Origin of the sequence: Thiomicrospira microaerophila (assembly GCF_023278225.1) — a bacterium.
Taxonomy (GTDB): domain Bacteria; phylum Pseudomonadota; class Gammaproteobacteria; order Thiomicrospirales; family Thiomicrospiraceae; genus Thiomicrospira; species Thiomicrospira microaerophila_A.
This window is the reverse complement of record NZ_CP070959.1, coordinates 1,874,926-1,898,853: the sequence shown is the minus strand read 5'-3', so window position 1 is coordinate 1,898,853 and position 23,928 is coordinate 1,874,926. Positions and strand designations below refer to the sequence as shown.

27 protein-coding genes are annotated in these 23,928 nt (G+C 43.8%); 21 read left to right on the top strand and 6 right to left on the bottom strand.

The window, feature by feature from the left end; all coding sequences use genetic code 11:
* Positions 1-25 precede the first annotated feature (25 nt).
* Both ilvD and JX580_RS09165 read left to right on the top strand, forming a co-directional pair.
* On the top strand, positions 26-1,888 hold the full coding sequence (ilvD, locus tag JX580_RS09170; RefSeq protein ID WP_248850244.1) for a dihydroxy-acid dehydratase: 1,863 nt from the start codon (positions 26-28) through the stop codon (positions 1,886-1,888).
* Between the two features lie 16 nt (positions 1,889-1,904).
* Positions 1,905-2,309: a TerB family tellurite resistance protein gene (locus tag JX580_RS09165; protein WP_248850243.1), complete on the top strand. Its 405-nt coding sequence runs from the start codon at positions 1,905-1,907 to the stop codon at positions 2,307-2,309.
* A 66-nt stretch (positions 2,310-2,375) separates the two neighbouring features.
* On the opposite strand, the gene soxA is transcribed toward JX580_RS09165, so the two are convergent.
* The 5 genes from soxA to JX580_RS09140 form a co-directional block, all read right to left on the bottom strand.
* Positions 2,376-3,239, bottom strand: coding sequence for a sulfur oxidation c-type cytochrome SoxA (gene soxA, locus JX580_RS09160; protein ID WP_248850242.1), 864 nt, complete (start codon positions 3,237-3,239; stop codon positions 2,376-2,378).
* 78 nt (positions 3,240-3,317) lie between these two features.
* Positions 3,318-3,629, bottom strand: coding sequence for a thiosulfate oxidation carrier complex protein SoxZ (gene soxZ / locus JX580_RS09155; protein ID WP_248850241.1), 312 nt, complete (start codon positions 3,627-3,629; stop codon positions 3,318-3,320).
* Between the two features lie 60 nt (positions 3,630-3,689).
* Complete coding sequence (gene soxY / locus JX580_RS09150; RefSeq protein ID WP_248850240.1) at positions 3,690-4,157, bottom strand: thiosulfate oxidation carrier protein SoxY; 468 nt, start codon at positions 4,155-4,157, stop codon at positions 3,690-3,692.
* 64 nt (positions 4,158-4,221) lie between these two features.
* A complete protein-coding gene (locus tag JX580_RS09145; RefSeq protein WP_248850239.1) occupies positions 4,222-4,665 on the bottom strand; it encodes a c-type cytochrome in 444 nt (147 codons plus the stop codon).
* A gap of 223 nt (positions 4,666-4,888) precedes the next feature.
* A complete protein-coding gene (locus JX580_RS09140) occupies positions 4,889-6,259 on the bottom strand; it encodes a M48 family metallopeptidase (RefSeq protein WP_248850238.1) in 1,371 nt (456 codons plus the stop codon).
* A gap of 63 nt (positions 6,260-6,322) precedes the next feature.
* On the opposite strand from JX580_RS09140, the gene JX580_RS09135 reads away from it, so the two are divergent.
* The 8 genes from JX580_RS09135 (at position 6,323) to rimI (ending at position 13,832) form a co-directional block, all read left to right on the top strand.
* Positions 6,323-6,535 (top strand): sulfurtransferase TusA family protein, encoded by a 213-nt coding sequence (locus JX580_RS09135; protein WP_248850237.1) that lies wholly within the window; start codon positions 6,323-6,325, stop codon positions 6,533-6,535.
* Between the two features lie 23 nt (positions 6,536-6,558).
* Positions 6,559-7,434, top strand: coding sequence for a UTP--glucose-1-phosphate uridylyltransferase GalU (galU, locus tag JX580_RS09130; protein WP_248851914.1), 876 nt, complete (start codon positions 6,559-6,561; stop codon positions 7,432-7,434).
* Positions 7,435-7,459: 25 nt separating this feature from the next.
* Positions 7,460-9,100: a glucose-6-phosphate isomerase gene (gene pgi, locus JX580_RS09125; RefSeq protein WP_248850236.1), complete on the top strand. Its 1,641-nt coding sequence runs from the start codon at positions 7,460-7,462 to the stop codon at positions 9,098-9,100.
* Positions 9,097-10,407, top strand: coding sequence for a UDP-glucose dehydrogenase family protein (locus JX580_RS09120; protein WP_248850235.1), 1,311 nt, complete (start codon positions 9,097-9,099; stop codon positions 10,405-10,407). Before pgi ends, JX580_RS09120 begins: the two co-directional genes overlap by 4 nt.
* A gap of 79 nt (positions 10,408-10,486) precedes the next feature.
* Positions 10,487-11,263 carry a CDP-diacylglycerol--serine O-phosphatidyltransferase gene (pssA, locus tag JX580_RS09115; protein WP_349251686.1) on the top strand — a complete coding sequence of 259 codons (777 nt, stop codon included), beginning with the start codon at positions 10,487-10,489 and terminating at the stop codon, positions 11,261-11,263.
* Positions 11,264-11,277: 14 nt separating this feature from the next.
* On the top strand, positions 11,278-12,828 hold the full coding sequence (locus tag JX580_RS09110) for a 2-isopropylmalate synthase (protein WP_248850234.1): 1,551 nt from the start codon (positions 11,278-11,280) through the stop codon (positions 12,826-12,828).
* Between the two features lie 5 nt (positions 12,829-12,833).
* On the top strand, positions 12,834-13,379 hold the full coding sequence (locus JX580_RS09105; RefSeq protein ID WP_248850233.1) for a hypothetical protein: 546 nt from the start codon (positions 12,834-12,836) through the stop codon (positions 13,377-13,379).
* A gap of 9 nt (positions 13,380-13,388) precedes the next feature.
* Positions 13,389-13,832 carry a ribosomal protein S18-alanine N-acetyltransferase gene (gene rimI / locus JX580_RS09100; RefSeq protein ID WP_248850232.1) on the top strand — a complete coding sequence of 148 codons (444 nt, stop codon included), beginning with the start codon at positions 13,389-13,391 and terminating at the stop codon, positions 13,830-13,832.
* 32 nt (positions 13,833-13,864) lie between these two features.
* Here the strand turns inward: rimI and JX580_RS09095 are convergent, their stop codons facing one another.
* Positions 13,865-14,665: an inositol monophosphatase family protein gene (locus tag JX580_RS09095; protein WP_248850231.1), complete on the bottom strand. Its 801-nt coding sequence runs from the start codon at positions 14,663-14,665 to the stop codon at positions 13,865-13,867.
* A gap of 104 nt (positions 14,666-14,769) precedes the next feature.
* Between JX580_RS09095 and JX580_RS09090 the strand changes: the two genes are divergently transcribed.
* The 11 genes from JX580_RS09090 to der all read left to right on the top strand — a co-directional run bounded on the left by JX580_RS09090 (position 14,770) and on the right by der (position 23,894).
* On the top strand, positions 14,770-15,549 hold the full coding sequence (locus JX580_RS09090) for an RNA methyltransferase (protein WP_248850230.1): 780 nt from the start codon (positions 14,770-14,772) through the stop codon (positions 15,547-15,549).
* Positions 15,533-16,315: a serine O-acetyltransferase gene (gene cysE, locus JX580_RS09085; protein WP_248850229.1), complete on the top strand. Its 783-nt coding sequence runs from the start codon at positions 15,533-15,535 to the stop codon at positions 16,313-16,315. The genes JX580_RS09090 and cysE overlap by 17 nt, the downstream gene beginning before the upstream one ends.
* Positions 16,316-16,374: 59 nt before the next feature.
* Positions 16,375-16,785 (top strand): Rrf2 family transcriptional regulator, encoded by a 411-nt coding sequence (locus JX580_RS09080; protein ID WP_248850228.1) that lies wholly within the window; start codon positions 16,375-16,377, stop codon positions 16,783-16,785.
* A gap of 11 nt (positions 16,786-16,796) precedes the next feature.
* Entirely contained in the window at positions 16,797-17,123 is a 327-nt protein-coding gene (locus tag JX580_RS09075; RefSeq protein ID WP_248850227.1) for a HesB/IscA family protein, read from the top strand.
* A gap of 138 nt (positions 17,124-17,261) precedes the next feature.
* Positions 17,262-17,690, top strand: a complete 429-nt coding sequence (gene ndk, locus JX580_RS09070; protein WP_248850226.1) for a nucleoside-diphosphate kinase — start codon at positions 17,262-17,264, stop codon at positions 17,688-17,690.
* 16 nt (positions 17,691-17,706) lie between these two features.
* On the top strand, positions 17,707-18,834 hold the full coding sequence (rlmN, locus tag JX580_RS09065; protein ID WP_248850225.1) for a 23S rRNA (adenine(2503)-C(2))-methyltransferase RlmN: 1,128 nt from the start codon (positions 17,707-17,709) through the stop codon (positions 18,832-18,834).
* Positions 18,835-18,857: 23 nt separating this feature from the next.
* The gene (locus JX580_RS09060) at positions 18,858-19,259 is read left to right on the top strand and encodes a helix-turn-helix domain-containing protein (protein ID WP_248850224.1); all 402 of its coding nucleotides are present in this window, start codon (positions 18,858-18,860) and stop codon (positions 19,257-19,259) included.
* A gap of 38 nt (positions 19,260-19,297) precedes the next feature.
* Positions 19,298-20,575, top strand: a complete 1,278-nt coding sequence (gene hisS, locus JX580_RS09055) for a histidine--tRNA ligase (RefSeq protein WP_248850223.1) — start codon at positions 19,298-19,300, stop codon at positions 20,573-20,575.
* Between the two features lie 15 nt (positions 20,576-20,590).
* Positions 20,591-21,235 (top strand): YfgM family protein, encoded by a 645-nt coding sequence (locus JX580_RS09050; protein ID WP_248850222.1) that lies wholly within the window; start codon positions 20,591-20,593, stop codon positions 21,233-21,235.
* Complete coding sequence (gene bamB / locus JX580_RS09045) at positions 21,232-22,467, top strand: outer membrane protein assembly factor BamB (protein WP_248850221.1); 1,236 nt, start codon at positions 21,232-21,234, stop codon at positions 22,465-22,467. The genes JX580_RS09050 and bamB overlap by 4 nt, the downstream gene beginning before the upstream one ends.
* On the top strand, positions 22,467-23,894 hold the full coding sequence (gene der / locus JX580_RS09040; RefSeq protein WP_248850220.1) for a ribosome biogenesis GTPase Der: 1,428 nt from the start codon (positions 22,467-22,469) through the stop codon (positions 23,892-23,894). The genes bamB and der overlap by 1 nt, the downstream gene beginning before the upstream one ends.
* Positions 23,895-23,928: the final 34 nt, after the last annotated feature.

Here is a 23,928-nt window from a genome sequence, read left to right as displayed (position 1 = left end):
CTAAATTGAGTTAAGGAGATTAACTATGCCAGCATATCGTTCAAGAACCAGTACCCACGGCCGAAATATGGCCGGTGCGCGTGCGCTCTGGCGTGCGACGGGAATGAATACCGAAGATTTTGGCAAGCCTATTATTGCGATTGCCAACTCGTTTACCCAGTTTGTTCCGGGGCATGTGCATTTAAAAGATATGGGGCAGCTAGTGGCTCGAGTTGTGGAGCAGGCTGGCGGCGTAGCGAAGGAATTTAACACGATTGCGGTCGATGACGGGATTGCCATGGGGCATGACGGGATGTTGTATTCGTTGCCTTCGCGTGAAGTGATTGCCGATTCGGTGGAATATATGGTGAATGCCCATTGCGCCGATGCATTGGTGTGTATCTCTAACTGTGACAAGATCACACCTGGTATGTTGATGGCGGCTATGCGTTTGAATATTCCGACTATTTTTGTATCCGGTGGCCCGATGGAATCGGGTAAATCGGTATTAGGTGGTCAAGAAATTAAATTGGATTTAGTGGACGCGATGGTGATGGCGGCGGATGATAAGGTATCGGATGCCGATGTCGAAGCGGTTGAAATTTCGGCCTGCCCAACCTGTGGTTCCTGTTCAGGCATGTTTACCGCCAATTCGATGAACTGCCTGGCGGAAGCGTTAGGCATGGCCTTGCCCGGCAATGGCTCCATGTTGGCAACCCATGCGGATCGTAAACATTTGTTTGAAGAGGCGGGTCGCAGAATTGTAGAAATTGCCAGAGAATACTATGAGCAAGATAATCTCAACGTATTGCCGCGTTCGATTGCAACCTTTAGCGCCTTCCAGAATGCGGTGGCACTGGATGTCGCGATGGGTGGTTCAACCAATACGGTTTTGCATTTACTCGCGGTGGCGCATGAAGCAGATGTGAATTTTACAATGGCGGATATTGATGCGATGTCACGCAAAGTGCCTTGTTTAGCGAAAGTGGCGCCTAATTCTAAAATTTATCATATGGAAGATGTGCATCGTGCCGGTGGCATTATGCGTTTGTTAGGGGAGTTGGATCGTGCTGGATTAATTGATCCCAACACCTATACGGTGCATGCCTCAACTTTGGGGGCGGCGATTGAGTTGTGGGATATATCGCGTGAACCTTCGGAAGCAGTAGAGAAGTTTTTCCGTGCTGGACCGGGCAATGTACGCACTACTCAGGCCTTTAGTCAGGATAAACGTTGGAAAACTCTAGATACAGATGCCGAAAAAGGTTGTATTCGTTCGGTCGAACATGCCTATACTCAAGATGGCGGCCTGGCGGTATTGTTTGGCAATATTGCGCAAGATGGTTGTATCGTTAAAACTGCGGGTGTGGATGAGGAGATATTTAAGTTCTCCGGTCCGGCGCGTATTTATGAAAGCCAAGATGCCGCAGTAGCTGGTATTCTAGGCGATGAAGTAAAAGCGGGTGAAGTGGTCATTATTCGTTATGAAGGACCAAAAGGTGGCCCAGGGATGCAAGAAATGCTCTATCCAACCAGTTATTTAAAGTCAAAAGGGCTGGGCAAAGCCTGCGCTTTATTAACCGATGGACGTTTTTCGGGAGGAACATCCGGACTTTCAATCGGTCACGCATCACCTGAGGCGGCTGAAGGTGGTAATATTGGGTTAATTGAAGCGGGTGATATTGTTGAAATCGATATTCCTAACCGTGCTATCAATGTTAAAGTGTCAGATTACGAATTAGCGCAACGTCGTCAAAAAATGGAGCAAAAAGGTGACCAGGCCTGGCAGCCTGTTGAGAAGCGTCAACGTCATGTCAGTGCGGCATTACGTGCTTATGCAGCCATGACGACTAGCGCAGCTTTTGGTGCGGTGCGAGATGTCTCGCAAATTGAAAAGCGTAGCAAATAAACCTTAAGGAGTGCTTATGTTTATTGATAGATTAAACGAAGAGCAGCGCCAAGCGCTGTTCGATCTGGCCGTGATGATGGCGGCCGCGGATAATGACGTTTCAGAAGAAGAAATAGAGTATCTGCAAGAATTGAGTCAGAAATATGGCATTGTGTTTGATTTAAATAAATCTCTTCTAAAAATGTCAGAGCTATTGGTTAAGATGGATAGTAATGAAGCAAAGATTATAACGCTGCAAGAACTGATGCGAATTTCTTATAAGGATGGCCACTTTAGTCCTGACGAGCGTGATAAGGTATTTGTGATCGCTCAGAAAATGGGCGTGAACGATCCTGCCTTACTATTAGCTGTTGAGAAATGGGTGCGTCAAGGATTTGATTGGTTGTATGAAGGTGAGCAGTTGTTAGACTATAAGTTCTGAAATATAAATATCGCTAATAAAAAACCCGGATAAACCGGGTTTTTTATTGTCAACAAACAATTAATATTATTGACGATAGCTAGGTGCGTTAATTTCCAAGCCATTAGAAATATAAGTATGGAAGAATTCCATATTGTTATATTCTTCTTGTTGTACTTTGTAGGCTTCATGACGCATGTTTTTGTGACAGCCTTCGTAACGACGTTGTAATGTACCTAAACCATCGCCAGAAGCACGCGCCCATTTACCACGCCATACAGGGAAGTGGGTTACTTGACCTAATGCCGGTGATAAAATATCCGAACGTGCACGAGCTGAGGCATTGTAAACGTGACAACTTGCGCAAGATAAACCTAACTGGCCGCGAGGCTCAATAAACTCACGTTCACCGTGAGCGAAAGCTTTAGCGGCTCCTTCAGAGTTGATTTGAACGTTAATAATCTCACCACGGGCTTCATAACCTAAGTAAGCGCCAAGGTGGGCAATATTGCCACGTTTCCAGCCAAACTCTTTCAACCCAGCTTCCTTGCGGCAGCGGTTGATGTCACCTTCCAGTGTAACGACTTTTTGTAGGTCTTCGTTAAAGTAAGGGTAGCTTGGACGAATTTTGTTGATGCCTTGGTCAGAACCAACTAAACAGCCCATGTAGGCATTTTTATCATCGTTGAAAAGTTTTTCACCGCGCTCAACGAATTCCAGATACTGAGGAAATTCTTCTTCAGCAGCCCATTGAAGTTTACGGTCAGCGTCATAACCATAAATACCGTGAATATAGTCATCTATAGGGCGATTTGGGTGTTTTGCTTTGAAATAATCAATTAAATCTGTGCGACTTTTTTCAGCGTGTGCATTATAGTCTGCCGCAACGGCAGTCGTACCAAGGCCAGTCGCGATGGCTAGGGCAATTGCACTTGAAAGTGTCTTCTTCATTATAATCCTCCGTTGGAGAGCTTTATTGTTCTTATGATTTTTATATATTGGGCACACTAACGTATGCCCATTTACAGCTTATCTTAGTTTGAACGTTTCTGAACCTGTTTCACCAGTGTTATCAACTAGGTTGATAGTCACTTCGTCGCCAGAGTTAGCAGCAACGTTTACATGCATGTAAGGGTTAGTAGAGATGTTTGCAGACCACTGAGCGTCAACAACCTTGTTGCCGTTTACAGATACGTCAACATTGGTGATAAGCTTCATTGGGAATGGCTTACCGGTTGATTGGTCCATACGAGCACCTGATTCCATAGGGTGACGGATCAATGATTTAATTTCTGCAACGCCGCCTCTTACTTGACCACGAGTTCTGATATTGATAGACATATTTAATTCCTTTTCAAAATTGTGCTATATAAATTTAAAGTGAACTGAATAGGGGCAGAATTAACCGCCACAACCACCAATAGTTACACGAACTTCTTGTTCAGCTTTGTATAGTTTTCCACCCGCTTTAACAACACCTACAACGTTTTGTGTTTCACCCATACGAATACGTGTAGAAACGAAACCTTGAGCAGCGCCTTGGAATTTATATTCACAAACCAATGGAGTTGGGTTTGAGCTTGCAATAATTACGATTGACTCAACGCCAGACATGCCAGATGCATCAACAGTAACAGGCGTTACCGCACCGTTTTCAGCGATAGCTGGTGCAGTTAATTTTACATCAGCTGAAGTTTCAGCGTTAGACGTACCGAAAACGCCATTTAGAGCACCGTTAACATCTTTTGCTTCAAAAGCTGCTTTGTTCCAGCTTGCTAAAACAGTTGAAGGTGTCAAAAGACCTGCACTAACTGCAACAGATGCAGCGCCAGTAGCTAATGTAGCTTTAAGGAATGATCTACGTTTCATAAGATTTAAAACTCCCAAGTTAGGTTTTAATAATTTTTATTTAGAATCAACGGTAAAAAATAAATTACGGATTTAAACTCCATAGGTAATCTACAATCTTACCAATCTCATCATCGGATAGGATACCATATGCACCGAAATAAGGCATCATGCTGTATTTGACACGAATCTCTTCTCCCGCTCTAGGCGCATCTTTGAAAGTGCCTTCTGGAGCCCAGATTTTGTCATACAGGTTTTGCTTGGTTCCAAAGCGGATTGCAGGCATGACTAATGCTGGTCCGATTGTACCTGGAGACGTACCTTGTGGTTGCCCCATTGCGTTCATGATATTATGGCAAGCCAAGCAGTTACCTTGGCTACGGCTGAATGCCAATTCCTTGCCTTCAGCAATCCGTTTTTCTAAAGCCTCTTTGGCCGCTGCATCGGTTGCAGCATGAACCGGCACTGAAACAAGGGCTGCAGATACGGTTAAAGCCGCTAAAGCTGTGTTGATTTTAGAATTTATCATTCTCTCCTCCTAAAGAGTCTCTTATTATTTTTCATTGATCTAAACCAATTAAGAATTAATTATTGATCATGAAATTTATCTTGAGCTTTTCTTTTTGCTCTTGAAGTGTAAGCTTACGGAGTTAGCAGTTAAAAGCAAGTTTTTTGTGCTAAATCGCTATAGCATTTTTTAATTGCCCAATAAAGTAATTTCTATATCCCTGTTGCATTTTAAATACTAGTACTTAGGGGTTAAGCTGCTGTTCAATGCTTGCTTGTTGTTTCGCAAGTTCAGGACTGATACTGGGTAATGAAGTTTTACTTTGTTTTATAAGATGTTTGGCGCGTTCAAAATTTCCCAATGCCAGGTGCGCTTGAGCTTCAAACAAATAAGCTTCAGCCCATTGTTGTTGTGCTGCAAAATTTTGACTTAGTTCTTGGTAGAGTTCAAAGCTATATCGTTTGTTATGAATGTTATTAAGAATCAGTTGTTGTGCTGCTTGTGTTTTTCCTTGCTCTCGGTAGATTTGAGCCGTGATTAACAACATCGCTTCGTCTTGTGGGTAAAGTTCTAGAAGTTTGTTAAGTTCATTAAGGCTGTGATCCATTTCTTTTTCTATTTTTATCCTAAGCAATTGTGTTTTTAATAGACGGTTGTTAGGGTGGTTGGCTAATGATTGGTTAAGACAGTCTAAAGCTGTGCTGCTTGCTGTTGTATGTTGTATGCTGGATTGGTAACAGCGGAGTGTTTCTAGGTGGATAGGGTTGCTGTTAGGTTTTATTTGGTTACTAAGCCTTATTTGAACTAGTGCTAAATTAATGGAGTCATGTCGGGTTATGTAAGGCGTCAGTTTTGCTGCCCTATTACTGGCTTGAGCAAGCCTTGTGTCGGTAACGGGGTGGGTCATTAAGATCTCGGGGGGGCGAAATTCATGAATTTGTTGCTGTTTGGAAAGTTTGCCAAAAAAGTCTGCCATCGCATGTGGGTTGTAGCCTGATTTGTGGAGGAGTTCTATTCCAAAATGGTCGGCTTCATGTTCATGAATTCTTGAATAGCGAAGTTGTTCTTGAATAGATAAGCCTGTTGCACCCATCATTGCTGCGACTCCTGCCCCCGGGTTTTGGCTGCCTATCAGAATGGCAGCGAGCAATGATGCAAAGCTGGTGATATTAAGCGCTGATTGTTGTTCAAAACGACGGGCTAGATGCTGTTGTGTGACGTGAGCAATTTCGTGAGCAATGACCGAGGCGAGTTCATCTTCACTCTCAGCCGCCAAGATAAGTCCGCTATGAATTCCGATAATGCCATCGGGCCCTGCAAAAGCGTTAATTGAGGGATCACTAATCACATAGAAGCGGTAATTGCGGCCATCTTGGGCATGTTCAGCTAGACGATGGCCAATTCGTCTTACATAGCTAAGGACTTCAGGGTCTTTGACAAGGTCAACCTCGGTGTGCAGGGCTTGAGTAAAAGCTCGACCTAGCTTTATTTCAGTTTGACGGTCATAGGTAACCAGGCCTGGTGATCCGAGATCAGGAAGGTTGTGGGTGAAGCCTTTTAAGCTGATTGCTAAACAGGTTAAAAAAAGTATTATCTTGAGTTTGTGATTAAGCATTTTATGTCAGCCTATTTCGAGTAGAATCGCAATTATAATTGAGAAAGTAGCAAGGAGTTGGGAGTGATTGAGGTCGATCTAACAAGTTATCGTTGCCCTATGCCATTGATTAAGCTTAAAAAGGCGCTAGTGGAATATAGCTCTGAAAATGAGTTTAAATTGTTGTTATCGGACAGGGGCGCTTTGAAAGACGTACCTGCATTTTGTCAGCAGATGAATTTACGTTGTGAAACTGACGATTCATCTGAAATTTTGGTAATATGGGTTAGACGTTAAAATTAAGAAAAGGAAAGTTTTTGATGCATCGTGGTTTAACTAAGGCAATCATCCCGGTAGCGGGTTTGGGAACACGTTTTTTACCCGCAACCAAGGCGATTCCTAAAGAAATGTTGACGGTGGTTGATAAGCCGCTGATTCAATATATTGTGCAGGAAGCTGCTGAGGCGGGGATTACTGACATCATTTTTGTGACTCATTCAAGTAAAAATGCCATAGAAAACCACTTTGATAGTCATTATGAGTTGGAAAGTAAATTAATTGAGTCCGCCAAACATGACCGTATTGATGCGTTAAAATCAATCACACCCAAAGGCGTAAATTTTATAAGTGTGCGTCAGCCTGAGGCATTGGGTTTAGGGCATGCTATTTTATGCGCCTCTCATATTGTGGCACCGGATGAACCTTTTGCTGTGCTGTTGCCCGATGTTCTGATGCATCATCCGAAGAAAGGTTGCTTGGCACAAATGTCAAATTATTATCGACAGGTTCACACGAGCGTGATTGCTTTAGAGCAAGTGCCGGATGATCAAGTTCACAAGTATGGTATTGCTGGGGTGTTGGATGCGGATTTGCGTATTACTGAGTTGGTTGAAAAGCCAAAACCTGAAGAGGCGCCCTCAAATCTTTCAGTGGTCGGGCGTTATATTTTCACACCTAGGCTAATGGAGTTATTAAAAAATACTAAACCAGGTGTTGCCGGTGAAATTCAGTTAACAGACGCCATGGCCGCATTGCTAAACGAAGAAGTGATGTTTGGTTATGAATTTAGTGGTGGAAAAAGTTACGATTGTGGTGATAAGCAAGGTTTTTTGCGTGCAAACATAGAGTATGCTTTACGTGATAAGGTGCTGGGCGCTGATTTTCGTAAGTACCTTGCCAGCTTGGATTTAAGTTAAATAAACGGATCTTTTAGGAGGCGTTATGGGGGTAAGTTCATCAACGGCTTGGTTGGCTCTAAGTGAGTTGGCTGGGTCGGGGGCTGGTCAGGTACACTTGAAGCAGTTATTTGCAGATGATGCTGAAAGGTCAGTGCGTTATAGTGTTCAGGTTGATGATTTGTTTTTGGATTACTCAAAAAACCGCATTCAACCATCCGTTATGGAAGGATTGTTTGCTTTAGCTGAACAACAAAAACTTGAGCAATGGATTTCACGCTTGGTGACGGGTGATAAGGTTAATGATACCGAGGATAGACCCGCTTTGCATACAGCGCTAAGGGTTAGAGGTGAGGCCTCTGTGTCGGGTTTTGCAGCTCAAGTTCAACCAGAAATTCAGCAGCAGTTTGTTAAGATGACACAAATTGTAAACAAATTACGGGCAGGACACTGGCGGGGTTATAGCGGTAAACCTATTACAGATGTGGTCAATATAGGCGTTGGCGGGTCTGACTTAGGGCCTTTGATGGTTACCCATGCCTTGCAAACCCAAGCGTCTCCTCTGAATTTGCACTTTATATCGTCGATTGACGGTACTCAAACTTCTAATTTATTAAAGTGTCTTAACCAGGAAACGACTTTGTTTGTATTGGCTTCTAAGTCTTTTACAACTATTGACACACTATCTAACGCAGAAACAGCCAAAGATTGGCTGGAGGAACGCATTAGCAATCCAGCGACTATTATGGCGCAACATTTTATTGGTGTTTCCACTAAGCCGGACATGATGACTGAGTGGGGTATTCCACCTGAAAACCAGCTTTTGTTTTGGGATTGGGTGGGCGGACGCTATTCAATGTGGTCAGCGATTGGTTTTCCGGTTGCGTTAAAAGTAGGTATGGATGGTTTTTACCAGATGCTAGAAGGTGCTGGCTTAATGGATCAGCACTTTGCAAGTGCACCCTTGGCTGAGAATATGCCAGTTTTAATGGGTTTAATTGATGTCTGGAATATTAATTTTTTAAATATTAATGCCAAAGCCATCTTGCCCTATGATGCTCGGTTAAAGTATTTGCCTTCTTATTTTGAGCAGTTGGTGATGGAAAGTAATGGTAAGTCGGTAAATCGAGATGGCGAGAGTGTCGATTACAAAACCTGTCCAATTTTATGGGGTGAAGTGGGGCCAAATGCACAGCATGCTTTCTATCAGCTGCTTCATCAGGGAACTCAAGGCGTGATGTGTGATTTCATCGCACCGATTGAGCGTGATGATTATGATGCAACTTCGCATTCACATAAAAATGAAAGTTTACGCTATCAGCATCGTCTGGCCTTAGCGAACTGTTTTGCGCAGTCACGGGTCTTGATGTTAGGCGATGCTGCAATTCCAGATAGTTTAAAAAACAGCTTTAACACGCCTTTTAAGCACTATGCGGGCAATCAGCCCTCGAATACGCTGTTACTGAAAACCATTTCACCAAAAACGCTTGGTATGTTGGTGGCATTGTATGAGCATAAAACCTTTGTTGAGTCGGTAATATGGGAAATCAATCCCTTTGATCAGTGGGGGGTTGAGTTAGGTAAGTTGATTGCAAAAGAAACTTACCAGGCGATGCAGCAACCTGAGCTGGTGGATAGTTTTGATTCTTCTACCGCGGGGCTATTAAACAAGGTGAAAAGTCTATGAAAATATCAGTGTTTGGATGTGAGTTGACCGGATTGGTTACAGCAGGCGCGCTAGCCCATGCAGGTAATGATGTGATGTCTTTGCCTGTAGGTTATGTCAAAGTCGATGATTTAAATGCAAACCGCTTGCCACGCGATGAGCCTGGATTAAATAGCTTGATTGCACAACAAAAAGAAGAAGGGCGTTTGCGATTTGAGGCAGATTGGTCAAAAGGCATTGCTCATGGCCAAGTACTGATTTTAAGTACGCCTTCTTGGAGAATGGATCGTGCTGAAGCAGTGATTAAGTTGATTGGTGAAACGGTTAAATCCGACGTATTAGTGGTTAACCAAAGCACGTTTCCAATTGGTACGGCGGATCGTTTTGAGGCTAAGTTAAAATTAGCATTTGCAGAGCGCGGTGTGGTTGCCAATGTCGCAGTGGTTGCGATGCCTGATTTTTTAAGCGAAGGTTCGGCGATTGATAATTTCATGCGCCCGGATCGTATTGTGCTGGGTGGCACAGATAAAGCTGCGTTAAAAGTGATGCGCGATTTGATGCGGCCTTTTAATCGTGTTACCGATCAGATCAAAGTGATGTCAACACGTGCTGCTGAGTATACTAAGTATGCGGTTAATGCCTTGTTAGCAACGCGAATCAGCTTAATAAATGAGTTGGCTAACAATGCAGAGCATTTCAATGTTGATTTTGAAGAAGTGCGCCAAGGATTGGGGTCTGATAAACGGATTGGCTTTAGTTATCTCTATCCCGGTTGCGGTTTTGGTGGGCCGAGTTTTGCTGCAGACGTCAAGTCCTTGGTCGCGACCTTGCAGGGCAAGGGGTATGACGCAGATTTATTGCGCACGGTGTTATCTAATAACGAAACCCAAAAAGAGGTGTTGTTCCGAAAGGCATGGCGCTTTTTTGATAATGACCTGCGAGGCATTAAGATTGGTGTTTGGGGGTTATCGTTTAAGCCTAATACCGCGACAGTAGAGAATGCACCGAGTTTAAAAGCACTTGAAGCTTTTGTAGCTCAAGGCGCGCAGGTACAAGCCTATGACCCGACTGCGTCAGCAGATTTTAGTCAACACTGGGGTGCACGAACAGGTGTGGTTTTGGTTGATGATATGTATAAAGCTTTGGATGGTGTTGATGCTCTGGTGATTCTGACTGAGTGGAAAATGTTCTGGAGCCCGGACTTTAAACAAATGAAACAACGCATGCGCCAACCCGTAATCTTTGATGGGCGAAATATTTTTGAACCTGAACTTATTGAAGACATGGGATTCCGTTATTTTGCAGTCGGTCGTGGCGAAATTGTTTAGGCTTAGGTTGAACTTGGGATTGTGCAAACGCGCTTTTGCAAGGTAGAATGTAAGGCTAATTTTATTTTAGAGGTGTTGAGTGAAACCCCCTTTTGAACGTGGTATCTATCTATTGCCCAATTTAATGACCACCTTGGCCTTATTCGCTGGGTTTTATGCGGTCATTGCCGGGATGAACGGAGATTTTGTCGCCGGTGCGATAGCGATTTTTGTTGCTATGGTGTTTGATGGGCTGGATGGGCGCATAGCAAGGATGACTAATTCGAGCAGCGCGTTTGGTGCTGAATATGATAGTTTGGCGGACATGGTGTCATTTGGTCTGGCTCCAGCTTTGTTGCTTTATCAGTGGATATTGAGCGACTTTGGTAAGCTGGGATGGCTTATTGCTTTTGTATTTACAGCAGGTGCAGCTTTAAGATTAGCACGTTTCAACACCCAGGTGGGTGTGGCCGACAAACGTTATTTTCAGGGCTTACCTAGTCCGGCTGCCGCTGCAGTATTAGCAGGCCTGGTATGGATGGTTGAAATCAACCAAATCGATACCGGGCTTGAAGCCAGTTTTGCATTATTTGTTACCCTGGCAACAGGCTTGTTGATGGTCAGCAATATTCGCTATAGTAGTTTTAAAGAGTTTAATCTAAAAGACAAGGTACCGTTTATTTCCTTGTTGTTGATCGTGTTAATTGTGGTGGTGGTTACACTCAAGCCCTCGGTGGTTTTGTTTACGGCGGCATTTTTATATGCGATTTCCGGTGTGGTGATGACGCTGTTTAGGTTAAAGCAAACCCAAGATCAGCGTAAAAAAGCAAAAGCACCAGTTAACTCTAGCGAGCCTTCTGATAATTCTAATAGTTGATTTGAGATATATACATGAAAGATCATTTAGTTATTTTTGATACCACCTTGCGTGATGGCGAACAAAGTCCTGGCGCATCAATGACCAAAGAAGAAAAGGTTCGTATTGCCAAGCAACTTGAAAAGATGCGGGTAGATGTGATTGAGGCAGGTTTTCCGGCTGCAAGTGAAGGGGACTTTGAATCGGTTAAAGCAGTTGCTTCGGTGATAAAAGACTCAACCATTTGCGGCTTAGCACGTGCGGTTGAAAACGATATTGTGCGAGCAGGTGAGGCGATTAAGCCGGCAAATTCAGGTCGTATTCATACCTTTATTGCCACTTCACCGATTCATATGCAAATGAAGTTGCGAATGACGCCTGATGAAGTGGTTGAACGCGCGGTTTGGGCGGTAAAGCGCGCGCGTCAATTTACCGATAATGTTGAGTTTTCGCCTGAAGATGCTGGGCGCTCTGAATTGGATTTTCTGTGTCGGGTAATTGAAGCTGTCATTGACGCCGGTGCTACCACTATCAATATCCCGGATACGGTCGGTTATAACGTGCCCAAGCAATTTGGCTTATTGTTTAAAAATATTATCGAGCGCGTGCCTAACTCTGATAAGGCGATCTTCTCGGCGCATTGTCATAATGACTTGGGCTTGGCCGTCGCTAATTCCCTCGCTGCAGTTAGTAATGGAGCCCGTCAGGTAGAATGTACTATTAATGGCCTAGGTGAGCGAGCCGGCAATACTGCTTTAGAAGAAGTGGTAATGGCGATTCGTACGCGTCAAGATTATTTTAATGTGGATACACGCATTAATACGCCTGAAATTTTAGCGGCATCACGTTTAGTATCAAACATCACTGGTTTTAGCGTGCAACCTAACAAGGCGATTGTGGGTGCCAATGCGTTTGCACATGAATCGGGTATCCATCAAGACGGTGTGTTGAAGCATCGTGAGACCTATGAAATCATGCGCGCTGAAGATGTAGGTTGGAGTACCAATAAAATGGTATTGGGCAAACACTCTGGGCGTAATGCATTCCGTACTCGTTTGCAGGAGTTAGGGATTGAGTTTGAAACCGAGCAGGAGTTAAACGAAGCCTTTAAACTGTTTAAAGAGTTAGCTGATCGTAAACATGAAATTTATGATGAAGATTTGCAAGCGCTAGTGACAGATGCGAATATCGAGCGAGTTGAAAACGAAACCATTCGTTTAATGGCGCTAAAAGTATCAACCGAAATGGGAGAGCTGCCGCATGCTGCAGTGACCTTGTGGGTTAATGGTAAAGAGCATTCAGCTCAGACTAAAGGTAGTGGCGCGGTTGATGCAACCTTTAAAGCGATTGAGCAGATTATTGCATCGGGTACAACGCTTGAACTCTATTCAGTAAGTAACGTGACCAATGGTACTGATTCGCTAGGTGAAACCACAGTTCGACTTGAAAAGGGCGGTCGAATTGTTAATGGTCAAGGCTCGGATTCAGATATTGTGACGGCTTCGGCTAAGGCTTATATTAATGCGTTAAATAAGTTTGCGATTGAAGACAATAAAGCTCATCCGCAGCGTCCAGATACGGTTTAGTTTTAATGACGTCCAGCGTAAGCCTGCCTGTGGAGTTATTGGCTGATTTGGGCGTGACGGCTTGGCAGCTCAAACCTGGTTTTCAAAAATTAGATTTAATCGATCAGGCTGAATCTAGGTTGGATGCTGATGCAAATCCAACTGGGGTTGGAGGGCAAATGAGTGAAACTGCTTCTCATAAGCCTGCTTTAACCTGGGTCTTGTTGGGAAGCGGGTTGAGCGTACTTTGGCAGCAACCCGAAAACCAGGCCTGGTTGTTATGGAATGCGATAATGCAGTTTCATTTGGATGATTTTCAGCAAATGCGCTATTTTGATACCGCCGATTTGCAGACTGAAGATCAGCAGTTTGAAGCGCTTGAGCAAATTATCGAGTTGGGTGTTGATCGTGTGTTTACTATGGATGCTGAGCATCCTATTAATGAAATGCTAGCTGAAGGCGCACAGGTTATTATGTTACCTCATTTTGAGCAATTAATTGAACAGCCTCTGCTTAAGCGAGAGGTTTATTTTGCTCTCATTCAAGCAGGCCTGGTTAAAGTTATCGCTTAGGTTCTGTAAATGTTTAGTTATTTGCGGCTAATGGATGAGCAGGATCTGGATTGGGTAATGGCTGTTGAGCAGCGTGTTCATTTACTGCCTTGGTCGAAAAGAGGTTTTGAGCAGGCTTTGCTAGACGGTGTTAGTTTTGTCATTTCGAATCAAGATCATCAAGCCTTGGGTTATCTTGTAGTTCAAACTGTTTTAGATGAGTTGCATTTACTGAATCTGGCCATAGATCAAACTTTTCAAGGACAGGGGGTCGCTCAAATGGCTATGAAAGCATTTATTGAGCGTTTTGAGGATAGTCCATTTCAAAAAATACTTCTCGAAGTGCGTGAGTCTAACCTGGTTGCACGTCATCTATATTTAAAGTTAGGTTTTAAGCTGGATGGTGTCCGTAGGAATTATTACCAGACATCAACAGGGCGAGAGGATGCCCTGTTAATGTCATTGGTAATTTAGAAGCCCGTTGGTGGTTTTATCCGATAGGTTTCTTATTTTCGCAACTCGGCAGGGATGGTTTTAACCAGGGTTTGCGTCATTTCTTTCATTAGCTTAGGATTACAGGCGAGCACATTGCCTGATTCAAGTTGGTTTTCACCGCCTGCAAAATCAGTACATAAGCCTCCGGCTTCTTTAACGAGTAAAATTCCTGCAGCTATGTCCCAGGGCTTTAGGTTGAATTCCCAGTAACCATCAACACGGCCTGCCGCGACGTAAGCGAGATCGAGTGCAGCAGACCCAGCGCGGCGTATGCCCGCTGTTGAAAGCATGAAGGCTTTAAAGCTGGCTAGGTAGCTATCGATATAGTCAAATTGATAATAAGGGAAACCCGTTGCGAGTAGTGCATTGTTCAGTGTTTTTTGCTCAGTGACACGAATGCGACGATTATTTAACCGTGCGCCTTGACCTCGGCTGGCATAGAACATTTCATCACGCGAAGGGTCAAACACGACCGCGTGCATCAGTTTACCTTTTTCCATTACCGCAATCGAAATAGAAAATTGTGGGAATTGGTGTAAAAAATTGGTCGTGCCATCTAAGGGGTCGATAATCCACTGAAAATCTGATTTACTTTTATTGCGTCCACTTTCTTCAGCTAAGATCGCGTGATCTGGATAGTACTTATGAATGGCGCGAATGATAGTTTGTTCAGCGGCTTTATCTACCTCACTGACGTAATTATTACGGTCTTTTTGTTCGATGGTTAATTGATCAATCTTGTCGATACTGCGCATGATAAGCTCGCCAGCTTCGCGTGCTGCGATCATAGCTACATTTAGAATAGGGTGCATCTTGGGTTTCCAATTTATTAAAGAGAGTGGTGCGCCAGGCATGAAAAACAACCAGGCCTGGTGTAAACTAACTGACTATTATAAATCAAAAGCGGATAGCAGATATGTCAGAAAGTGGTTCACTACTGGATAATATTCGAGTGGTGCTGGTTGAGACCTCTCACCCTGGGAACATTGGTGGGGTAGCAAGAGCGATGAAAAACATGGGTTTAAGTCATCTGTGTCTGGTAAATCCCAATGATTTTCCTAGTCATGCGGCTTCCTCGCGTGCTTCTGGTGCCGGTGATCTATTGGCTCAGGCTCAGGTGTTTAGCTCTTTAAGTGAGGCGATTGCTGAGTGTGATTTGGTGGTAGGGGCCAGTGCTCGATTACGTAAAGTAGCTTGGCCGCAATTGGATGTTAAGCAGACTGCCGAACTGGCGATGAGCAAAGCGCCCCTGTCGAAAATAGCCTTGGTATTTGGTAGGGAGGATTCGGGTTTAAGTAATAGTGAACTAGATCTATGTCATTATCTGGCACATATTCCTTCAAATCCAGCCTATAGTTCATTAAATTTAGCGGCTGCAGTCCAGGTGTTTTGTTATGAATGTCGTGTTGCATGGTTGGCGCAGCAGGACGCTGAAGAGCGCGCAGAAGGCTATCGCTTTGAATTAGCCTCGAGTGAGCAAATGGAAGGTTTCTATCAGCATCTGCAACAGGCATTGATTGATATTGAGTTTTTAGACCCTGAAAAAAATGCCCGTTTTATGCGCCGTATGCGTCGTTTGTATCATCGTGCCGAGCTTGATATTAAGGAGGTTGATATTTTGCGCGGTATTTTAACAGCAGCACAACGTCAAGTGCTACTCCGTAATACAGAGGCTAAAGATGTTCAAACGAATTAGACAGGATATTAATAGCGTTTTCGACCGAGATCCTGCGGCTCGAAACCTATGGGATGTGTTGACCACTTACCCAGGGGTGCATGCCATTATTTGGTATAGAGTAGCGCACTTTCTTTGGCATAAAGGCCTTAAATGGCTAGCTCGTTTTATTGCAACGATTGCGCGCTGGTTTACCGGAATTGAAATTCACCCCGCAGCTAAAATTGGTGATCGGGTATTTATAGATCATGGCATGGGCGTGGTGATTGGTGAAACGGCAGAGATTGGCGATGACTGTACCCTTTACCACGGTGTAACCCTGGGTGGAACCAGTTGGCAGGAAGGCAAGCGCCATCCGACATTAGGCGCACGTGTCGTTGTGGGGGCAGGTGCTAAAATTTTGGGGCCGATTACTGTTGGTGATGATGCGCGCGTTGGTTCGAATGCAGTGGTTATTAAGGATGTGCCTGCTGACAAAACCGTAGTCGGGATTCCAGGTCGTATTGTGACACGAAGTACGGATGAAGCCTTGAAAAAACGCAAGCAAATAGCCGAAAAAATTGGATTTGATGCTTATGGCGTAACCCAAGGCGCAGACGACCCGATTGAAAAAGCGATTTACAGCTTGTTAGATCATGTTCAGGCTCAGGATGAGCGGCTTGCCCAGTTGAGTAAAGAGGTCGAGCGTTTAGGTGGAAAAAAAGTTGATATGCATTTACCGAAGTTAGATGATGCGGTGCTCGACCCTGATGACCCAGAGCAAGCGGCACATTTGCATAAAAGTTGAGTGTATTGCTAGGTTATTATACAATTGCTAAACATTTAGCAAGAGTAGACTAACAGGTTATGAAACTTACATCCAAAGGGCGGTACGCGGTGACTGCCATGCTTGATATAGCGTTGAATCAAGATATGGGCTCAATTACATTGGCCGAGATATCACAAAGACAAGATATTTCTTTGTCTTACTTAGAACAACTGTTTGCCAAACTAAAGCGTGCAGACCTAGTAAGAAGCGCGCGGGGACCAGGCGGGGGGTATCGTCTCAGTCGTTCAGCAGCTGAGATTGCTATTAGCCAGATTATCGCTGCCGTTGATGAGAAGCTTGATGCGCGCAAGTGTGAGGGTCGAGCAAATTGTCAAGGTGGTAAGCAATGTCTATCTCATCGTTTGTGGGATGATCTCAGCGGGATGATTGAGCAGTTTTTGACAGACGTGACATTACAAACACTGCTCGACAAGCGAATTAAAAAGTAAAGGATAAGTATATGGCAGTAACCTTAACAGAATCAGCAGCACAGCGTGTTAGAACCATGCTAGCGAAGCGTGGGCATGGCTTGGGTTTGCGCGTTGCGACCAAGGTCAGTGGTTGTACCGGATTTGCCTATGTGGTGGATTATGCCGATCAGATCGAAGATGATGACCAGGTTTTTGAAAGTTTTGATATAAAAGTAATGGTGGATGCCAAGAGTTTAAAAAACATTGACGGTATGGAAATTGATTACGTCAAAGAAAGTCTGTTGAATGAAGGTTTTGATTTCCGTAATCCGAATGTAAAAGACATGTGTGGTTGTGGTGAGTCGTTCAGTGTTTAATTGAAAACTTTGTTGCTGACCTCGATAATAAATTAACCCCTTTCGAGGGGTTTTTTACTTTTAGTCAAGTATCATTTGTGCAAAGGTCAGGTAGTCTTGTTAAAATAAACCCTATTTTGTAATCCGCAAGGAATATTTATGTCTGAACTTACTCTTTCAATTATTAAACCTGATGCGGTAAAAAAGAACCTTATTGGTGAGATCATCAAGCGTTTTGAGGAAAAAGGTTTACGTCCTGTGGCGATGAAAATGATAAAAATGACGGAGCAGCAGGCAGCCGGGTTTTACGCTGAACATCAGGGTCGTGAGTTTTATCAGCCGTTGGTTGAGTTTATGACTTCAAGTCCTTGCGTAGTTCAGGTTTTAGCTGGTGAAAATGCGATTAAGCTTAATCGTGAAATTATGGGGGTTACTGACCCTTCTAAAGCCGCACCAGGTACGATACGGTCTGATTTTGCAGAATCTACAAGGCTAAATTGTGTTCATGGTTCAGACTCGCCTGACAGTGCAGCACGTGAGATTGCGTTTTTCTTTGGTGAAAATGAACTTTTCGCTGATAAATTTTAGATATTAGAGGCAACACATGGCGGATAACGCTGAAAAAACTGATTTGCTGGGCATGGATCGTGCAGCCTTAGAAACCTTTTTTGCTGGACTTGGTGAAAAGCCTTTTCGAGCTGTGCAAGTGATGAAATGGATTCATCAAATGGGTGTCAGTGACTTTGATCAAATGACCAATGTCAGCAAGGCGTTACGTGAGAAATTAAAACAGGTTGCCCAAATTCGTACCCCACGCATTGTGGCCGAGCAACGTTCATCCGATGGCACTATTAAGTGGGTGTTGGAAGTCGATAACCATAATTGTATTGAAACTGTGTTTATACCTGAGGATGACCGAGGCACCTTGTGTATCTCTTCTCAGGTAGGTTGCGCCTTAGAGTGTACGTTTTGTTCGACCGCTCAGCAGGGTTTTAATCGTAACCTTGAAAACTGGGAAATCATTGCTCAAATGTGGGTGGCGAACAAAGCTCTAGGCGTAACACCACGTGATGAGCGTGTTATCAGTAATGTTGTGTTTATGGGCATGGGTGAACCTCTGCTGAATGTGACGCATGTATTTCCGGTTGCACGGATTCTTATGGAAGATAATGCTTACGGCTTATCTAAACGTCGTGTTACGATCAGTACGGCTGGGGTTGTCCCTGCCATCGATAAACTAAAAGACGAAGTGGATGTGAGTTTGGCTATTTCATTACACGCGCCAAACAATGCATTGCGTGATCAGTTGGTGCCGATTAACAAAAAATATCCTCTTGAAGTATTGATGCCATCCTTGTTTCGTTATGTGGAAGGCGGTAACGCTAAGAAGCATATTACCGTAGAATATGTGATGTTGGATGGGGTGAACGATCAGTTAGAGCATGCGGATCAATTGGTAAAGCTGGTAAAAGATCTGCCTTCAAAAATTAATTTAATTCCGTTTAATCCATTTCCAAATACAGATTACAAGCGTTCTTCAAATAACGCAGTGCATCGGTTTCAAGCTAGATTAAAAGAAGCAGGCTTGAATTGTACTATTAGAAAAACACGTGGAGATGATATAGATGCGGCTTGCGGACAACTTGCTGGTAAAGTTAAAGATCGCACCAAACGAACTTTGCATCAAGTTGAGTTTAATCCTAAGATGGTTAATTTTACCCCCGCAGTTTAATCCTTTCAAAAAAAGAGACGCTTATGAAAGATAAAGAAAATACTGACCCAAGTCTTAATATGACAGATGTTCGTTCATTGTTGAGGCAAAAGCGTTTGGAAAAAAATTTAACTTTTGAGCAGTTGTCTGATTTGCTTAAGTTGTCTGCTGAAAGGATTGAGGAATTGGAAAATAAAGCCGATGACTTAGATTTGTCGCCGTTTGATCGTGGCCATTTGCGCAATTATGCCGCCATTCTTGAGGTTACAATAGCCAATACTCAACTGAGTTCTCGCCAAATGGAAAAAACTTTTGCTGAACTGAAAACTATCCAGCAGAAAAATTTGAATTTGCAGGCACCGAGAAACACACGCTGGCTGGTTACTTTGGTGGTTGTTTTTATTTTGTTGGGTATCACCTATGTTTTTATTGATTTTCTTGCATAGTGTTGAGTTTTTAGAAGGTGTTAGGGTAGCTTAATTTTATGTCTAAACAAATTTCAGCCATTCGCGGCATGAATGATATTTACGGTTTACAATCACAAGCCTTTTCAACAGTGTTGGCAGGTGCAGAGCAGGTGCTTCAACAGTATGGTTATCAGCAAATAAGATTGCCGATTGTGGAAAAAACGGAGCTATTTGCTCGTTCGATTGGTGAGGTTACCGATATCGTTGAAAAGGAGATGTACACCTTTTCTGATCGTAACGGTGACAGCTTGTCTTTGAGGCCGGAAGGTACGGCGGGTTGTGTTCGTGCAATGATCGAAAATGGTTTGTTACATAACCAAGTGCAAAAAGTTTATTATTCCGGTCCGATGTTTCGACACGAGCGTCCTCAAAAGGGTCGTTATCGTCAGTTTCACCAGTTTGGCGTTGAGGTATTTGGACTGGAAGGACCGGATATAGACATTGAGTTAATTTTACTTAGCGCGCGGCTGTGGGATGCACTGGGATTAGAAAACCTTGAGTTGCAAATTAACTCACTGGGCAGCCAGCAAGCTCGTGCGGACTATCGCGAACAACTGGTTCGATATTTAACTCAGTATCAAGATCAACTGGATGAAGACAGCCAGCGTCGTTTACATACCAATCCTTTAAGGGTGTTGGATAGTAAAAACCCTGCAATGGCCGAAATAGTTGCCGGTGCTCCTAAATTGATTGATGCTTTGGATGAAGCCTCAAGGCATCATTTTGATCAAGTCTGTTCTGCCTTAGATAGTTTAGGCATTGAGTATGTAGTTAATCCAAATCTGGTTCGGGGTTTAGATTATTACAATCGAACAGTTTTCGAGTGGGTGACTACGGAACTGGGTGCGCAGGGCACGGTCTGTGCAGGTGGACGTTATGACGGCTTGGTTGAACAGATTGGTGGCAAGTCAACCCCTGCAGTCGGTTTTGCTATGGGCATTGAGCGCTTAATGGCGTTACTTGTTGATCAACAGAAAATAGTAGAAACGCCATCCGCCGATATTTTTATTGTGCTTGCTGGGCCATCCACATTACAACCAGGCCTGGTGATGGCGGAAATGCTTAGAGAGGCCTTGCCCAATCAAACAGTGGTGATGAATTGTGGTGGGGGCAGCTTTAAAAGTCAGTTTAAAAAAGCCGATAAATCCGGTGCGCGTTATGCGCTGATTTTGGGCGATGATGAGGTGGCAAAACAGCAGGTAACGATTAAGTCATTGCGCGAGGATGCTGAACAAAAAACGCTTGAATGGGATCAGCTCATTTCATTTTTCACTGTTGATAAAAAACACAATTAAAAAGGTTAAAACGCTATGAGTCGTCATGATACAGAACAGGATCAGTTAGAAGCCATTAAAGCTTGGTGGGATAAGTATGGTACGCTGCTGCTCAGTGTTATTTTAGCCATCGTATTATCTTTTTCGGGTTACCGCTATTGGCAAAGTTATACCTTTAGTAAGGCGGCAGAAGCATCAAGTGTTTTTGAAGTGCTTGATATGAGCCATGCTAATGGCGTGTTTGGTGAAGTATCTCGTGAAGCTCGCCGATTGATGCAGGATCAACCGAAAAGTCCTTATGCCGGTTCAGCAGCTTTGATGCTAGCAGATTTTCATTGGCAGGCCGGTGAAGTTGAGGAGGCTGTTGAGGCTTTAAATTGGATAATTAATAGTAAACAATCCGTTGATTTAAGACAGGTTGCTCAACTACGTTTAGCACGTGTGTATATTCAACAGGCGGAATTTGAAGCTGCCGATGCGCAACTTAAACAGCTGCAGTCAGCTCGTTTATCACCGGCTGCAGCCGCAAACGTTGATTATGTTGCAGGTTTGTTGGCTTTAGCCCAACAGCAGTCAGAGCAAGCCTATCTGATGTTTAAACGCGTTGCCGACAATGAGCAAGCTCAGTCAGACTTACGTAATTTGGCAAGTATTCAAATGGATGATTTAGCAATCGAATGAAAAATATTTTTTTAATTAGCGCGCTGGCCAGTGTATTTTTAATTCAGGGTTGTAGCTCAACTTCGAAAACGGTGCGAATTCCTACCGAGCTTCAGCCGGTTGAACAGCATTATCAGTTAGGTTTAGATTGGCAAGTTAATCTCAAACTGATTGCCGAAGCGGATGGCCGCAGTTTACGGATGGCATCGGACGACAATCATCTTTATGTTGCTTCAAGTTCTGGGTTATTGACCGCTTTAATTCAGCAAAATCAATCACGGCATACTGATCAGATTATATGGCAAAAACGCATAGATGCGGCATTGCTTGCCGGGCCGGTTGTGGTCGAAAATAAGGTGATTGTCGGCAGTGCAAAAGGCGATGTGATCGCGTTTGACGCGCAAACAGGTCAAGTCCAGTGGATACGATATCTAGCTGCGGAGGTGGTCAGCCAACCTGTCATTGCCAATCAACTGATCTTGGTTAGAACAAATGATGGACGCTTAGTCGCGCTAAACCTTCAGACAGGCAGTGTGGTTTGGACGGCTGATCATCAAATGCCAAGCCTATTTTTACGCGGTGCCGCCCCGGTGCTTGTTGATCGTGACCGTGTTTATATAGGTCGTGAGTCCGGATTTTTAGAAGCACGTTCGTTACAATCAGGTGAAATAATTTGGGATGCACGCGTTGCTATTCCTTCAGGGCGTACAGATCTAGAGCGCATGGTAGATATTCAGGCCAAGCCGGTTTTGGCCGATGGCCGCCTGTTTGTTTTGAGTTATAACGGACGGATGGCCGCGATTAACCCAAGTAATGGTAATTTAATTTGGGCGAAAGAGCTTTCTGGTTTCCGTGATTTCAAGCTTCATGATAAAGTCATCTATTTAGTTGACCAAGATGATATTCTGCGTGCATTAGATCCGGCGACAGGAACTGAGTATTGGAACCAACAGGCTTTAAAATATCGTGGCTTAATTGATGTGCGTATAGATCATGCTGTTTCAGTGCAACCTCAGTTAATGTTAGCTGATCGTTTAGGTTATCTGCATTGGATTGACCCCAAAGATGGTACGATTTTGGCGCGTTTTAAACATGCGAACCATCTAGACGCTGGACAAGAAATTTTGGATATTTATCAACAGCAGCAGCGTTATTATCTGTTAGATGCCGACGGTAACGTCAGTGCCTATCGTTTTAATGGTGTTTTTGAAACCAGGCCTGGTCGCGCCGTTCAGTCGAGTAAAGAAAAATAATGAGTAAACCGATTATTGCCCTGGTGGGGCGCCCTAATGTGGGAAAGTCGACCCTGTTTAACCGATTAACTAAAACGCGCGATGCCATTGTTGCGGATTTTCCTGGTCTTACGCGTGATAGACAGTATGGTACCGGTAAGGTAGGGGAATACGATTACATTGTGGTCGATACCGGTGGCTTAAGCGGTGAAGTTGAAGGGGTTGATCCTCTTATGGCTTCACAGGTACAACAAGCTTTAGCTGAGGCTCATGGTATTTTCTTTATTGTTGATGGACGCGCCGGTTTAAATCCGGCTGATGAAGCGATTGCAAACTATATTCGTAGTTATGGGAAGCCTGTGCAATTGTTGGTCAATAAAACAGAGGGCTGTAATCTTGATGTGATTACTGCTGAGTTTTATGGAATGGGTCTTGGTGAACCGATTGGTATTTCTTCCGCACACGGTGATAACGTGGCAGAAGCCATTGATGATTTGATCGAGCGTTTGCCGATTAATCCTTTGGAAGATGGTTTTGATCTTGATGAACATCCGGGTATTCGGGTTGCGGTGATTGGGCGACCTAATGTGGGCAAGTCCACGCTTGTTAACCGTATGTTAGGTGAAGATCGTGTGGTGGCTTTTGATATGCCGGGTACCACGCGAGATAGTATTTATGTTCCGTTTGAGCGAGATGGTCAAGCCTATACGCTCATTGATACAGCCGGTGTTCGCCGTCGTAAAAAGGTCGCTGAAAAGATTGAAAAGTTTTCAGTAATTAAAGCGATTGAAGCCATGCAGGATGCGCATGTGGTGGTGATGCTGATGGACGGCTCTGAAGGTATTACCGATCAAGACTTGACTCTTTTGGGCTTGGCAATAGAGTCTGGACGTGGTTTGGTTTTAGCGGTGAATAAATGGGATGGGTTGGATGCAGATCAACGTGCCAAAATAAAACATGAGCTTGACTTTAGATTGCAGTTTATTGACTATGCTAAAACGCACTTAATTTCAGCTTTGCATGGCAGTGGCGTGGGTGATCTATTTAAAACCATTAAACGAGTATATCGCGCTGCGACGCAAAAAATTTCAACCTCAGATTTAAACCGTGTTTTAGAACAGGCTATTTTAGATCATCAGCCGCCCTTAGTTGGTGGACGACGGTTAAAAATGCGTTATGCTCATTTAGGTGGTCTTAATCCACCGAGAATTATAATTCATGGTAATAAAATTGATAAAACTCCAGCGCCCTATAAGCGTTATTTAGAGAATACGTTCCGTAAGGCTTTTAAATGGGAAGGAACGCCGGTGATGGTTGAGTTCCGCGTTGGTGACAATCCGTTTGATATGAATAAAGAGGGTCTATCTGATCGTGAAAAACAGCGTAAACGCAGAGTTGACACCTTTAGAGAGTCAAAACGAACGCGACATAAAGCGCGACAAAGATAAACCCTTCAAGGCACCGAGTTCGGTGCTTTTTTAC

What these genes read in the sequence shown, in the direction of transcription:
- ilvD (WP_248850244.1), top strand. Translation starts at nt 26, where the DNA reads ATGCCAGCATATCGTTCAAGAACCAGTACCCACGGCCGAAATATGGCC.
- JX580_RS09165 (WP_248850243.1), top strand. Translation starts at nt 1,905, where the DNA reads ATGTTTATTGATAGATTAAACGAAGAGCAGCGCCAAGCGCTGTTCGAT.
- soxA (WP_248850242.1), bottom strand. Translation starts at nt 3,239, where the DNA reads ATGAAGAAGACACTTTCAAGTGCAATTGCCCTAGCCATCGCGACTGGC.
- soxZ (WP_248850241.1), bottom strand. Translation starts at nt 3,629, where the DNA reads ATGTCTATCAATATCAGAACTCGTGGTCAAGTAAGAGGCGGCGTTGCA.
- soxY (WP_248850240.1), bottom strand. Translation starts at nt 4,157, where the DNA reads ATGAAACGTAGATCATTCCTTAAAGCTACATTAGCTACTGGCGCTGCA.
- JX580_RS09145 (WP_248850239.1), bottom strand. Translation starts at nt 4,665, where the DNA reads ATGATAAATTCTAAAATCAACACAGCTTTAGCGGCTTTAACCGTATCT.
- JX580_RS09140 (WP_248850238.1), bottom strand. Translation starts at nt 6,259, where the DNA reads ATGCTTAATCACAAACTCAAGATAATACTTTTTTTAACCTGTTTAGCA.
- galU (WP_248851914.1), top strand. Translation starts at nt 6,559, where the DNA reads ATGCATCGTGGTTTAACTAAGGCAATCATCCCGGTAGCGGGTTTGGGA.
- pgi (WP_248850236.1), top strand. Translation starts at nt 7,460, where the DNA reads ATGGGGGTAAGTTCATCAACGGCTTGGTTGGCTCTAAGTGAGTTGGCT.
- JX580_RS09120 (WP_248850235.1), top strand. Translation starts at nt 9,097, where the DNA reads ATGAAAATATCAGTGTTTGGATGTGAGTTGACCGGATTGGTTACAGCA.
- JX580_RS09110 (WP_248850234.1), top strand. Translation starts at nt 11,278, where the DNA reads ATGAAAGATCATTTAGTTATTTTTGATACCACCTTGCGTGATGGCGAA.
- JX580_RS09105 (WP_248850233.1), top strand. Translation starts at nt 12,834, where the DNA reads ATGACGTCCAGCGTAAGCCTGCCTGTGGAGTTATTGGCTGATTTGGGC.
- rimI (WP_248850232.1), top strand. Translation starts at nt 13,389, where the DNA reads ATGTTTAGTTATTTGCGGCTAATGGATGAGCAGGATCTGGATTGGGTA.
- JX580_RS09095 (WP_248850231.1), bottom strand. Translation starts at nt 14,665, where the DNA reads ATGCACCCTATTCTAAATGTAGCTATGATCGCAGCACGCGAAGCTGGC.
- JX580_RS09090 (WP_248850230.1), top strand. Translation starts at nt 14,770, where the DNA reads ATGTCAGAAAGTGGTTCACTACTGGATAATATTCGAGTGGTGCTGGTT.
- cysE (WP_248850229.1), top strand. Translation starts at nt 15,533, where the DNA reads ATGTTCAAACGAATTAGACAGGATATTAATAGCGTTTTCGACCGAGAT.
- JX580_RS09080 (WP_248850228.1), top strand. Translation starts at nt 16,375, where the DNA reads ATGAAACTTACATCCAAAGGGCGGTACGCGGTGACTGCCATGCTTGAT.
- JX580_RS09075 (WP_248850227.1), top strand. Translation starts at nt 16,797, where the DNA reads ATGGCAGTAACCTTAACAGAATCAGCAGCACAGCGTGTTAGAACCATG.
- ndk (WP_248850226.1), top strand. Translation starts at nt 17,262, where the DNA reads ATGTCTGAACTTACTCTTTCAATTATTAAACCTGATGCGGTAAAAAAG.
- rlmN (WP_248850225.1), top strand. Translation starts at nt 17,707, where the DNA reads ATGGCGGATAACGCTGAAAAAACTGATTTGCTGGGCATGGATCGTGCA.
- JX580_RS09060 (WP_248850224.1), top strand. Translation starts at nt 18,858, where the DNA reads ATGAAAGATAAAGAAAATACTGACCCAAGTCTTAATATGACAGATGTT.
- hisS (WP_248850223.1), top strand. Translation starts at nt 19,298, where the DNA reads ATGTCTAAACAAATTTCAGCCATTCGCGGCATGAATGATATTTACGGT.
- JX580_RS09050 (WP_248850222.1), top strand. Translation starts at nt 20,591, where the DNA reads ATGAGTCGTCATGATACAGAACAGGATCAGTTAGAAGCCATTAAAGCT.
- bamB (WP_248850221.1), top strand. Translation starts at nt 21,232, where the DNA reads ATGAAAAATATTTTTTTAATTAGCGCGCTGGCCAGTGTATTTTTAATT.
- der (WP_248850220.1), top strand. Translation starts at nt 22,467, where the DNA reads ATGAGTAAACCGATTATTGCCCTGGTGGGGCGCCCTAATGTGGGAAAG.